14 protein-coding genes are annotated in these 12,586 nt (G+C 47.3%); 3 read left to right on the top strand and 11 right to left on the bottom strand.

Going from position 1 to position 12,586, the window contains the following annotated elements; all coding sequences use genetic code 11:
- The first annotated feature begins 117 nt into the window (after positions 1-117).
- On the top strand, positions 118-942 hold the full coding sequence (locus BZG77_RS12185) for a hypothetical protein (protein ID WP_077647430.1): 825 nt from the start codon (positions 118-120) through the stop codon (positions 940-942).
- A 29-nt stretch (positions 943-971) separates the two neighbouring features.
- Positions 972-1,622: a DUF2987 domain-containing protein gene (locus BZG77_RS12180; RefSeq protein ID WP_077647429.1), complete on the top strand. Its 651-nt coding sequence runs from the start codon at positions 972-974 to the stop codon at positions 1,620-1,622.
- A gap of 121 nt (positions 1,623-1,743) precedes the next feature.
- On the opposite strand, the gene ttcA is transcribed toward BZG77_RS12180, so the two are convergent.
- The 11 genes from ttcA to ccoN all read right to left on the bottom strand — a co-directional run bounded on the left by ttcA (position 1,744) and on the right by ccoN (position 11,802).
- Positions 1,744-2,673, bottom strand: a complete 930-nt coding sequence (gene ttcA / locus BZG77_RS12175) for a tRNA 2-thiocytidine(32) synthetase TtcA (protein WP_021023200.1) — start codon at positions 2,671-2,673, stop codon at positions 1,744-1,746.
- Between the two features lie 181 nt (positions 2,674-2,854).
- The gene (gene uspE / locus BZG77_RS12170) at positions 2,855-3,802 is read right to left on the bottom strand and encodes a universal stress protein UspE (protein ID WP_077647428.1); all 948 of its coding nucleotides are present in this window, start codon (positions 3,800-3,802) and stop codon (positions 2,855-2,857) included.
- A 148-nt stretch (positions 3,803-3,950) separates the two neighbouring features.
- Positions 3,951-4,700 carry an FNR family transcription factor gene (locus tag BZG77_RS12165; protein ID WP_077460521.1) on the bottom strand — a complete coding sequence of 250 codons (750 nt, stop codon included), beginning with the start codon at positions 4,698-4,700 and terminating at the stop codon, positions 3,951-3,953.
- Between the two features lie 64 nt (positions 4,701-4,764).
- On the bottom strand, positions 4,765-5,439 hold the full coding sequence (locus BZG77_RS12160) for a sulfite exporter TauE/SafE family protein (RefSeq protein WP_077576005.1): 675 nt from the start codon (positions 5,437-5,439) through the stop codon (positions 4,765-4,767).
- Entirely contained in the window at positions 5,426-5,638 is a 213-nt protein-coding gene (ccoS, locus tag BZG77_RS12155; protein ID WP_021023204.1) for a cbb3-type cytochrome oxidase assembly protein CcoS, read from the bottom strand. The genes BZG77_RS12160 and ccoS overlap by 14 nt, the downstream gene beginning before the upstream one ends.
- A gap of 10 nt (positions 5,639-5,648) precedes the next feature.
- Positions 5,649-8,021 (bottom strand): heavy metal translocating P-type ATPase, encoded by a 2,373-nt coding sequence (locus tag BZG77_RS12150; protein WP_077647427.1) that lies wholly within the window; start codon positions 8,019-8,021, stop codon positions 5,649-5,651.
- Positions 8,022-8,023: 2 nt separating this feature from the next.
- Entirely contained in the window at positions 8,024-8,509 is a 486-nt protein-coding gene (locus BZG77_RS12145) for a FixH family protein (protein WP_077647426.1), read from the bottom strand.
- Between the two features lie 65 nt (positions 8,510-8,574).
- On the bottom strand, positions 8,575-9,555 hold the full coding sequence (gene ccoP / locus BZG77_RS12140) for a cytochrome-c oxidase, cbb3-type subunit III (RefSeq protein ID WP_077647425.1): 981 nt from the start codon (positions 9,553-9,555) through the stop codon (positions 8,575-8,577).
- Positions 9,555-9,737, bottom strand: a complete 183-nt coding sequence (locus tag BZG77_RS12135; RefSeq protein WP_077460525.1) for a cbb3-type cytochrome oxidase subunit 3 — start codon at positions 9,735-9,737, stop codon at positions 9,555-9,557. The genes ccoP and BZG77_RS12135 overlap by 1 nt, the downstream gene beginning before the upstream one ends.
- 12 nt (positions 9,738-9,749) lie before the next feature.
- Entirely contained in the window at positions 9,750-10,361 is a 612-nt protein-coding gene (ccoO, locus tag BZG77_RS12130; RefSeq protein WP_077460526.1) for a cytochrome-c oxidase, cbb3-type subunit II, read from the bottom strand.
- A 13-nt stretch (positions 10,362-10,374) separates the two neighbouring features.
- Positions 10,375-11,802: a cytochrome-c oxidase, cbb3-type subunit I gene (ccoN, locus tag BZG77_RS12125; RefSeq protein ID WP_077460527.1), complete on the bottom strand. Its 1,428-nt coding sequence runs from the start codon at positions 11,800-11,802 to the stop codon at positions 10,375-10,377.
- Between the two features lie 277 nt (positions 11,803-12,079).
- On the opposite strand from ccoN, the gene BZG77_RS12120 reads away from it, so the two are divergent.
- Positions 12,080-12,499: a hypothetical protein gene (locus tag BZG77_RS12120; RefSeq protein WP_077647424.1), complete on the top strand. Its 420-nt coding sequence runs from the start codon at positions 12,080-12,082 to the stop codon at positions 12,497-12,499.
- The last annotated feature ends 87 nt before the right edge of the window (positions 12,500-12,586 follow it).

Genomic DNA, 12,586 nt, shown 5'->3' with positions numbered 1-12,586 from the left:
CTTTTCAGTGCTCACACAGACAACTTTGGGTTATTTTTCCCGGATCTGTCAGAATGATTTTTAGCTATGGGCGACAGTCAGATATACTGTGTGCATCAGTCATGATAGATAACGATTATGAGTCAACAAGAATACGATAATGCAATACACATGGGCGGGTCGATAGAAACCGCACTGAATGGCCGTTACCGCCTCGATCCGTTTGAGATTATCAAAGAAGCTTTCTCGCAGACCTTAAAACACTTCTGGTCTTTCTTACCCGCGGCGCTGGGCTTATTTGCGACTCAAATTGGTATTCTAATGCTAATGCTTGCTTTGTTGCTGGGCGCACCTTCGCATTTGTTTGAGGCGCTTGTCGGGCAACGGGAGCTTACCACCGATATGATCTCCTCCGTGTGGCTAGCTAACTTCACGTCAGAGGTGTTGATTGCACCTTTATATGCTGGGGCAAGTTTGATGGGGCTTAGCCATGCGATCGGCTTTCGTTCCAAGCCTCGCCATCTGCTAAAAGGGTTAGCTTTCGCATTACCCGTCACTGTGGTGATTTGTTTGTCCGCTACGCTGCAAAGTGTCGCGAGTTTGATTTTTCCGCTGCTTAGCCTTTATGTTGCGATGGTTTTTTCCATGGCGCCGTTATTAATTTGCGAGAAGCGTGTCACACCCATGAAAGCTTTGAGTGTGTCTTTCCGCGCGGTAAACAAAAAGCTGTTTCAGATGGCAACCATTTATGCGGTGGTGGGTGTGCTATTTCTCATTTCTTTTGCCACGGCTGGCTTTGCATTGGTTTGGGCGTTACCCTTCCTTTTCAATGTTAAAGGCGTGATTTACCGAGAAATGTTTGGCGTAGGGGTCGAAGTGAGCGTGTCACCAAAAAGCGAGAATAATCCCGACAAATCAAACGCGTCGTCACCCTCGTCAGGCCAGGATACATTTGATGCCTGAACCACGCTAAGCCCGTATGTGGAGTATCGATGAAAAAAGTAATCAGTGTATTGGCGCTAGTGGGGATGATCAGTTTCCCTGCAAGTGCCGAGACATACCGTTTTAGTTATAGCAAACTCTTTACCCAACTAAAGCACAATACCGAAGAGGGTCACCCTGATATCGGTGTGGCGTACTTTATGGTATCAGCGGATTCTGGTCAGGTCTGTCCCATCTCACGAGCTTGGATGCGAAAAAAAGAGCATTATGAGGAATTTACCATTCCTGCCTCGCAAGCGTTGCCGTTGCCGTTGGATAACCAGCTGCGTAAAGTGAATCCCGATGTCTTTGTTGAAACACCATCAACGCTAAATTGTGATATTTCATTCCAAGTGTTGGTGGATAAGCCGGTCGGAAAGACGCTAACCAGCCAACAAGTTCGCGATTGGCTACCACAAATGGATACCATGATGGAAAACCTGGGTGGGATGTTTGCCTCTTGGTTTATGCCTAAAACGCAGGGGGTGGTGATCCATTTTTCGCCCTCGGCGACAGGGAAAATAACCAGCAGTGAAGGGCAGGATTATACCATTGATGAACATCAAGCTATCATTGATGCTAGCGGCCTTGGGCAAGAGGTTAAATTAACTCTGCCTGAGGCACCCATTAAAGTATCGCCTTGGCTCCCGAAAAACGGTTAACTGCTTGCTGATCTTAGAGGTTGTTAACGCTAAGAGGCGGTTAAATTCGAACGATCAGGGAAAGAAAAAGCGCTCACTAGACCAGTGAGCGCTTTTGTAATTCAGTGATCACACTGTGATCTTATGCCTTGAGATTGACAATATCGAGTGATAATTCAGGGTCTACTTCAACGACCGCTTCTGAGTCAGGCGCCGGGTCAGTAAAACTTTCCTTATCAAATGCGGTATCGCCATCACCTTCATAAGCCATGCCTGCTGCGACTGATTTAAAGTCGAATAATGTCGCATCGGCAAGGTGTGAGGGCACCACGTTTTGCATCGCGCGGAACATGGTTTCAATGCGTCCCGGGTAACGTTTGTCCCAGCCCTGTAACATGTCTTTGATCACTTGGCGTTGCAAGTTAGGCTGAGATCCGCACAGGTTACAAGGAATGATAGGGAACGCTTTCTGCTCTGAATAACGTTCTATATCTTTTTCGCGACAATAGGCCAGTGGACGAATCACAACGTGTTCGCCATTATCGGAGACGAGCTTGGGCGGCATGCCTTTTAGTTTGCCACCGTAAAACATATTTAAAAACAAGGTTTCCAGAATATCATCACGATGGTGTCCAAGCGCTATTTTGGTAGCGCCTAACTCTTTCGCCGTACGGTATAGAATGCCACGACGCAGACGCGAGCACAGTGAGCACGTAGTTTTTCCTTCTGGCACTTTTTCTTTGACAATCGAGTAGGTATCTTCTTCGATAATCTTATATTCGACCCCTAATTCGTCTAAATACTCGGGGAGAATGTGCTCAGGGAAGCCGGGCTGTTTTTGATCCAAGTTAACGGCGATTAACTCGAACGAGACAGGGGCACTTTTTTGCAGACTTTGCAACATATCAAGTAGGGTGTAGCTGTCTTTCCCGCCTGAAAGGCAAACCATAATGCGGTCGCCATCTTCAATCATATTAAAATCTGCAATGGCTTGACCTGTATTCCGGCGAATGCGCTTTTGCAGTTTATTAAACCCGTATTTTTGTGCTTTGCTCAGCTCTTGCGTGCTCATAAGTACTATCGCGTTGTCAGGCAGTCTAAACGCATTAAGCTGCCAGTGTGCATGAATGGCGGGTATGATACGGATTTTGACTATAAATGCTAGTCACTATAAAGGCGGGATGAATATAAACAAGACAGCCAACAACAGGCGGTGAGCTGCACTGCCTGTTGTATGGGCGGGTGACAATGACTTAGTCGTTGGCTCGGGGATCGAGCGGACTGATATATCCATCAGGCTTGATCGCAAGCAGATCGCAGTCGAGCTGATCAATCATATGCTCTGCTGTGTTGCCGATAAAGACAGCCGATAGTCCAGTGCGGCCAGTTGTTCCTAGGATCACTAACTCTGCATCTAACTCTCGTGCGATATTAGGAATGACATCCTCTGGCAAGCCTTCTTGAACATGGGTTCGCGTCTCTTCGATGTGATGGCGCTGACGCAGTGCCTTCATGGCGGTGAGATGGTGGCCTCTGACGGCATCGGTATAAGCACTAGGATCAAAGTCAGGTAGCTCAATAGTAATATTCACCGGTGTTGCCGGGTAGGCGTTCGCAAGGTGTAGCTCAGCGCCCAGCATCGCACTCATCACGTTGCCTTCATCGACTAATTTGTCGTTGAGTTCGGCGTGGGTTTCTGTTTCTGAAGCCACGTGAACGGACGCGACAATTTTACCTTTATCCGGCCAACCATGCTCTTTTACCAATAACACAGAGTTGGGACATTTACGGAGCAAGTGCCAGTCTGTTGGGGTAAAAATCACTGAACCTAGCGTGTCGTGCTTGTGCGTCGCTTTGACGACAAGATCATGCTGATGACTGAGTACGCGCTCGACAATCGCTTCGTAAGGGCGGTTGTGCCAAACGACGGCTTTTTCAATCTCACAGTCTTGTGCATTGTGGGACTGAATGATCTCATTCATCCATTCTTCACGCTGGTGCATGACACCTTGACGCATGGCTTGTCGTTCATCAGACGAAAGCATCGAGGTCATTTCATAGGAAAAGTCGTAAATGGCGAGAAAGAGCGTAAGCTTAACCGTAGAATCACTTCGTTGGCTGAGCGTGACCGCACGTGATAACGCGGGTTGTTGTTCTTGGGAAGGATCAATAACGACGAGAAGGTTGCTGTACCTGGACATATCTGCCTCCTTTGCACAGATGCATCGGTTACTGTCACTTTAACCTAGTTGACCGGGTAGCGCGAAATAATTCATGGTTCCGATAGCAAAAAAGAGAAATGGCGCATTAAAGCGCCATTTATTAACAACTTATTTACCCAAAGAAGGCTTAAACCAAACACTCTTCGTCAGCAAGGCGTGCCAGCTCTTCTAAGTCTAACACTGTAATATATTTACCCTTTACCGCGAGAATCTCTGATTTTTGGAAACGGCCTAATAGACGACTAATGGTTTCCACCGTTAGACCCAGATAGTTACCAATGTCACCACGCGTCATGGTTAGTCGAAACTCACGCGGTGAAAACCCACGTTGTGCAAAGCGTTTTGAAAGGCTATACAGGAAAGCGGCTAAACGCTCTTCTGCTGTTTTCTTCGATAAAAGCAAGATCATGTCTTGATCACCTTTTATCTCGTTGCTCATTAGTCGCATGATTTGCTGACGAAGCTTTGGCATCTTGCCAGATAAATCGTCGAGCGTATCGTAGGGGATTTCGCAAATCATCGATGTTTCTAACGCCTGGGCAAAGCTTGGATGCTCATTATCGTTAATGGCATCAAAGCCAACTAAATCGCCTGCGAGATGGAAAGCCGTAATTTGCTCATCACCTTGCTCAGTGATGGTATAGGTTTTAACCGTTCCTGAGCGTATCGCATAGAGCGCTCGAAGATTATCACCGGCTTTGAACAATTCTTGGCCTTTCTGAATAGGTTTTTTGCGCTCAATGATGCTATCCAGTTGATCCAACTCTTGCTCATTTAACGTAAAGGGAATGCAAAGCTGGCTTATACTACAATCCTGACAATGAATCGCACAGCCACCAGACTGAACCCGCCGAGTGATGATCTTATTCGACACCATACACCTGCCTGATTTTGAAAACGTCAATTAACATATTACACCATTATCGTGTGCTAGGTCGACCTTATATAAGGAGTTTCAATGCACCTTGTAAGGTGTAGAGGCCATAAACTGCCAACATTATGGCACATGTCAAGCGTACTAGACGATTATTCAGTATTGGTTTAATTCGTTCTGCAAACGCGCCAACCGTTAACATCGCCGGTAGCGTTCCGAGCCCAAACCCTAGCATAACTAATCCGCCGCCAGACGCACTTCCCGCAACGGCAGCCCAACTGAGTGCTGAATAGACAAGGCCACAGGGTAACCAGCCCCACACCACACCAAAAGGGTAGGCATAGAGGGGAGAGCGCAACGGCATCAACTTAGAAGAAAGAGGCGAAATATAGCGCCAGAGCTTGCTACCGATACGCTCAATATAACTCAGACCATTCCATAATTGCGCCATATAAGCGGCCAGCAATAGCATCATTACTGCGGCAAAAAGTCGCAATACGGCAAGGTGGTGAGTGAGGTCAGAGAGCGCGAGCAACGAGGCAACTGCGCCCCCAATGAGTGTGCCCGCTACGATATAAGAGGTTATCCGGCCTAAATTGTACAAAAGAATATAGGGCCATTTGGCACGCTCAGCAGGCACCCCGAAGGACATGGCCGCTGCGACACCGCCACACATACCGAGGCAGTGGCCAGCGCCGAGCAAGCCAATCCCTAATGCACCGATAAAATCAACGTTTGTCATGATGTGACGAGTCAGTGTTCTCAGTGTCATTTGACTGAGGAGTGGGCTTTTTCTCTGGTTCTTCTTCATCGAAAAGAATAGAAGAGCCTTGACGCTCAAGATCTTCAAACTGATCGGATTTTACCGCCCAAATAAAGACGACGCCGGCGACACACACCAGCATGATCGCAATCGGAATCAAGATGTACAAACTAGCCATAACGCTATCCTTATTTTTTATTGAGCAGGCGCAGCGAGTTAGACACCACAATAATGGAGCTAGCAGACATTCCGACCACAGCAACATATGGCGCGACAAAGCCCATGACAGCCAAAGGCAAAATGGTCACGTTGTAGCCCAATGCCCAGGCTAAGTTTTCTCGAATGATCCGTCGCGTTTGTTGAGCAAGACGTCTTGCAGTTAGCAGTTTTTCTAAATCATCACCAAGAAGTACCATATCGGCGGATGCCTTCGCGATATCGGTTCCGCCTCCCATGGCAACGGATAAATGGGCACCCGCTAAAACGGGCGCATCATTAACACCATCACCGATCATCAAGGTAATTGTACGACTATCAAGGCTTTGAAGATATGACAGTTTGCCTTGAGGAGACACGCCAGATACAACAGAGTCTATACCGAGCTCATCAGCGACTTGTTTGACATTGCGTGACTGATCGCCGGTTAACATTGTCGTTTGGATGCCCGCGTCCTTGAACGCGGCAAGTAATCTGGCACTACTGGGCCGGATGGGGTCGATAAGCGAGAATGCCGCGACCGGTTTGTTATCGCAGCTGAGTATGACCGGATACGATTGGTAGCTTTCAGCCCCGTCTGATAACGCGAAACTGGCTTTACCAATGCGCCAATATTGGCCATCGATAGTGCCACTCACGCCTTGCCCGATATGATTATCGGCAGCGCCGACGTTGACTTTTTCCGTGGCCCGAGCCTGAAATGCGTTCGCTATCGGGTGATTGGCGAACGCTTCCAGGCTAGCGGCAATATTGATCACCTGTTGCTCTGTCAACGTGTCGCTGTTGATCTCAATCGTACTGATCTGCACGGTGCCTTCGGTTAATGTGCCGGTTTTATCGACCACTAATCGATTCACTTTGGTTAACGTTTCTAAGACATGTCCTCGACGCAACATAATGCCGAGTTGACCAAATGTTGACGTCGAGCAGGTCAACGCGGTAGGTGTCGCTAACGACAGCGCACAGGGGCAGGTTGCAACGAGCACCGACAGCATGATCCAGAAAGCATCATCAGGTCGAGAAAAGTGCCAATAGAGCCACGTCGATGCAGAAATAATGAGAATAGCAGCGACAAAATAGCGCGCAATTTGGTCCGCCAAAACAGCGACTTTGGGCTTTGCCATCTGTGCTTCATCTTGTAGGCGAACAATGTGCGCGACGAGCGATTCTTTATGGTTATTAATGACGGTGATGTCGACATTGCCCTCAACATTCATGGTGCCGGCATACACGGTATCACCGCTTTGTTTGGTTTGTGGCAACGACTCTCCGGTCAACATGGCTTCGTCTACTGATGTTTTGCCTGACAGGATTCGCCCATCGGCGGGAAAAGGCTCTCCCGGTAACACCCGAACGTGATCATCGACCTTTAAGCTGTTGGCTGGAACGGTTTCACCCGTAAGGTGACGTGCCATCTTCGGCACCAATTTCAATAAATTGGCACTGGCTGCTGCCGCTGTACGCCTGGCGCGCATTTCTAAAAAGCGCCCCAACAATAAGAAGAAGGTGAACATTGCCACCGATTCAAAAAAGACCTCACCTTTACCTGTTACCGTTGCGTATAAGCTCGAGAAATAGGCAAAGAGTAGGGCAATCGAAACGGGGACATCCATACCGAGCGTTCTGGCTTTTAGATTACGCCATGCATTAGTGTAAAAAGGTAAGGCGGAATACAGTAGAACAGGGGTGGCAAAGATAAGACTAATCCAGCGGAAGTAGTTGCGAAAGGTTTCATCCATATCGCCAAACACTTCGAAATACATTGCCACCGCTAACATCATCACCTGCATTGTCGCGAGGCCAGCAATCCCTAACCGATAGAGATATTGCTTCATATTACGATGGTATTGCTGCTCTTGCTTATCCGCTTCAAAAGGGGCAGCCTTATACCCAAGATGATGAATGCGTGTGAGTATTGTACTCAGTGATGTTTCGCTATCATCCCAACGAACCAGGGCACGGTTTGTGGTGGTGTTAACTTGAATATGGGTAACCCCCTTGGTTCTCTGCAATTGTTTTTCAATCAGCCATGCACAGGCCGCGCAAGAAACGCCATCTAATGAAAGGGGGACTTCTTTTTGATCGGCAACATCACGAACAAATTCTTGTTGTATATCTTGGTTATCATACAAAGTCAGTGATTTAAGCTCCTCTGGCACCAACTCTGCTTTATCCGCGTTCTCGGTACGATACTGATAATAAGAGCTCAAACCACTGTCTACGATAGTGGTTGCCACAGCCTGGCAGCCAGGGCAACACATAAGGCGAGGTTTATCGAAGATCACGACTTGGAAGGTGTCGCCTGTTAAAACAGGATCACCACAGTGATAACAGGGAGTCGTCATGGTTATTGTTTACCGCTTAACGTCAGGGTATTCGAGAGAGGGAAATTAATACGACCGTTGACCTTCCACTGTTTGTCAAACGATGCCAGTTCTATAAACCAAGGGCCTGACATAGGCTCGGCCAAATCGATATGATAAATCCCAGCTTGATTTGGGTTTACCATGWCATTTACGTCCTTACGCTCTAAGGTACGATGTTGTATGTGAACTTTCAGCGTCGGAAATGTATCAAGTTGCCCTTTATCAAGTGCGATGGCAATTGCGTCTTCAGTCGTTGACAGTTGCGCTGAAATACCAAGTTGGTCTGCGACTTTCAACTTCGATAAATCAAGGTTAATGGCTTTTCCTTTCTTGTAATAGTCTTCCGCAACAAGAGAAACCGCATTTTTTTGAAATAACGCAAAGGTAGATAAACTCGCGACGACGACAGTCGCTGGTAGGGCGATAAGGAACCAAGGCCAAAACTGCTTGTACCAGGGGGTTATCATCTGAAGCTCCTTGGGATGAGCATTAGGAAGCCCCTGCAAGCAGGGGCCAGTTTATACGTAAGTCTCTATTCTACTTCAGGATTACTCAAACGCCATACATAGGCAGAGAGTATCTGAATTTTTTCTTCGCCAAGATGCGCTTCCCATGCGGGCATAACACCTTGACGGCCACCACGAATGGTTTGTTCCACCGCTCGACGTGAGCCACCGTATAGCCAGATGTTGTCGGTTAAGTCCGGCGCACCGAAAGCAGGGTTACCTTTACCATCTGTTCCATGACAAGCGGCACAAACCACAAATCGGGTTTTACCTTTTGCAGCCATTTGCGGGTCGACTTTACGGCCTGACAAACTTAACGCGTAAGCGGCAACTTCTTGGACACCCTCTTCGCCCATGGTATCTAGCCAAGCGGGCATGTTGCCTTTTCGGCCGTGGAGCAAAGTGGCTTTGATGGTTTCAGGTTCACCACCGTATAGCCAAGCATCATCCGTTAGGTTAGGGAAGCCGGCTTGACCTCGTGCATCCGACCCATGGCAAGCAGCACAGTTTTGGCTAAACAAACGTTGGCCAACCTTTAAGGCTTCTTCATTGCGCGCAATTTGTGTTATCGGACGCAGTGACTTGCCATCTTCTTGATAAGCGAGTTGACGGAATGCCTCACCAAACACTTTGTCTGCAGCGTCGAGTTCCATCGCGTATTGGTTAATGTGCTGAGCTTCTTGTGCCTTCGCCATTAACTCGCGTGATTCATCAACGTTGCTAACATTTTGGTAAGAGCTCTTCCAACCTAATACGCCAGCAAAATTACCTAACCCCGGGTAAAGGATGAGGTACCCCAAACCAAATACCAATGTGGCCCAAAACATGTATGACCACCACTTGGGAAGTGGGTTATTCAGCTCACGAATACCATCGTAGTCGTGACCCATGTCATCGCCCTCTGCGACACCCATTTTATCTTTGGTCGTCCAAATGATAAGGGCAGCACAGCCAGCAATCGTGCCGAGTACGATGACTGTTACGAAGATACTCCAAAACGTACTCATTAGCGATTATCTCCTGTCTTGTTATTGGGCTTATCCTGACCCTTTTCTTCTTCGTCGAAAATCAGGTTAGCCGCTTCATCAAAGTGTTTTTTGCGACGTTTGCTATAAGCCCAAACAACGATCCCAATGAAGCTAACAAATAGGACCACGGTCCAAATACTATGAAAGGTGCCGATATCCATAGGCCCTCCTTATTACTTCATTGCGTGACCGAGTGACTGAAGATAAGCAATCAACGCTTCTATCTCCGTTTTGCCTTTAACCGCGGCTTCTGCGTTCTTAATATCTTCATCGGTGTATGGCACACCAAATTGATCGCGGAACACTTCAAGCTTCGCAGCCGTTGTCTCTCCGTCTAGCGTATTTTCTGCTAGCCATGGGAAACCAGGCATATTCGATTCAGGCACGACGTCACGTGGGTTAATCAAGTGAACGCGGTGCCATTCGTCAGAATACCGATCCCCAACACGGGAGAGATCAGGACCTGTACGTTTAGAACCCCATAAGAATGGATGCTCCCACACGCTTTCACCTGCAACGCCGTAGTGACCATAGCGCTCAGTTTCGGCCCGGAATGGACGAACCATTTGGCTGTGACAGACGTTACAGCCTTCACGGATGTAAATGTCACGTCCTTCCATCTCTAAGGCTGTATACGGACGAAGGTTATCAACCGGTTCAGTGGTTTGCTCTTGATAAATCAGTGGTGTGATTTCCACTAAGGCGCCAAAACTAATGGCGACAATGATTAAGATCGCGAGCAAGCCTGTGTTTTTTTCTACTATCTCGTGGCGATTTGAGCTCATTTAATCGTCCTCCTTACACCGCAGGCTCAAGCGATTTCAAGCTAGCTTCCGGCGCACGAATCGTTTTATATGCGTTGTAAGCCATCAAGAACATGCCTGATAGGAAAATTGCACCACCGATAAAGCGGACAAAATAGAACGGGTAGGAGGCTTCTAATGACTCCACAAAGCTGTACGTCAATGTGCCATCTGTATTCACTGCGCGCCACATCAAGCCTTGCATGACACCAGAAATCCACATCGCGACGATGTAAAGTACGGTACCAATGGTGGCTAGCCAGAAGTGTACGTTTACCAGTGAAACGGAGTACATACGCTCTTGACCAAACAGTTTTGGAATCAAGTGGTAGATAGAGCCGATTGACACCATCGCAACCCAGCCGAGCGCACCAGAGTGTACGTGGCCAATCGTCCAATCGGTATAGTGCGATAGCGCATTCACCGTTTTGATTGACATCATCGGCCCTTCAAATGTCGACATACCATAGAAGGACAGGGACACGATTAAGAAACGCAGAATCGGGTCATAACGTAGTTTATGCCATGCGCCAGAGAGGGTCATAATACCGTTAATCATACCGCCCCAAGAAGGCGCAAATAAGATCAGCGACATCACCATACCCAGCGACTGAGTCCAGTCAGGCAAAGCCGTATAATGAAGGTGGTGAGGTCCCGCCCAGATATACAGAGAGATCAGCGCCCAAAAGTGGACAATAGACAAACGGTAGGAATAAACAGGACGACCGGCTTGCTTGGGAACGAAATAATACATCATACCCAGGAAGCCAGCTGTCAATAGAAACCCGACCGCATTATGTCCATACCACCACTGTACCATTGCATCGACTGCACCGGCATAAATGGAGTAAGACTTCATCGGTGAAACTGGGATTGCCATGCTGTTAACGATATGCAAGACAGCAATGGTCAGAATAAAGGCACCGAAGAACCAGTTCGCAACGTAAATATGCGAGGTTTTACGCTTAATTAATGTGCCAAAGAACACGATAGCGTATGCCACCCATACCACCGCAATGGCGATATCGATTGGCCACTCTAGTTCAGCGTACTCTTTGGAGGTGGTGTATCCCATTGGCAACGAGATAGCTGCTGAAAGGATAATGGCTTGCCAACCCCAGAAGGTGAACTCTGCTAACTTCCCTCCGAATAACCGTGTTTGACAAGTACGTTGTGCAACATAATACGACGTTGCAAACAGCGCACTGGTACCGAATGCGAAAATCACTGCGTTAGTATGCAGTGGACGCAAACGGCTGTACGTCAAATACGGAACATCAAAGTTCAGTGCAGGCCACACTAACTGAGCGGCAATAAGTACACCTACCGCCATGCCCACAATACCCCACAAAATGGTTGTTAGAGTAAATTGGCGGACAACGCGGTAGTTGTAGTCTTGTTCAAGCTGCTTAACTTGGCTCATATTGCATGCTTCCACTTTTGGTTAACTACACTCACGTTTGATACGGACGAAGCCTCCGCTTCGTCTATTAACATACCTTTTTTACGAAATCGCTCGGCTGCGTACGGTTTTTAACCGCTTTATACACTTCGTTGCTATTTCTTTGTAAAAATGGCATTTTCGACCAGGATCATACTGTAGATACTGGTTAAAAAACAGGGGCTAACCCACACACTTCGTGAGGCTTACCCCTCTTTCTGATAAAACTTTGACCTCTGTAACATGGAGAAAGCCACACATGGCAGCAGAAAAACTCACTCGCGGGCGATTAGCGCAAATTATCGTTATGCTTACACTTTTAGTGATCGCCTTCTTTTGGCGCACGGTCATTTATACGCCAGGACTGACAATTATAGATTGTAAGAATGCGACTGGTTTTTGTGGCACATCACAATCTCAAGAAAAAGTCGCGTATGAATGGATAAGGAAGAATGACACTATATATTTTTCTTTAGTTTCAGAGAGTAAACCTCACTCCGCGTACTGGGATCAAAAGGGGAAGCAATCACCTGAGCTAAGCATAAAACAGGTTCAAGAAGGGGAAGGATACCGGACTAATTGGCAATGGTCTCGTCATGATCTCCCTACCGATATGGGTATATTTAACGTTGTCTTTGATCGGTATCAATTTAAATTTAATTACCCAGAAAAAGGATAAATAAGTGCGGTTTATATCGTATTTATCGATGTAGTGCTTTATTACTAAAGAAAACGCTTATTTATGATGGTTTTTATATTTACACAG

The organism is Salinivibrio sp. IB643, from assembly GCF_001996105.1.
Lineage (GTDB): Bacteria > Pseudomonadota > Gammaproteobacteria > Enterobacterales > Vibrionaceae > Salinivibrio > Salinivibrio costicola.
This window is presented reverse-complemented; position numbering and strand designations above follow the sequence as displayed.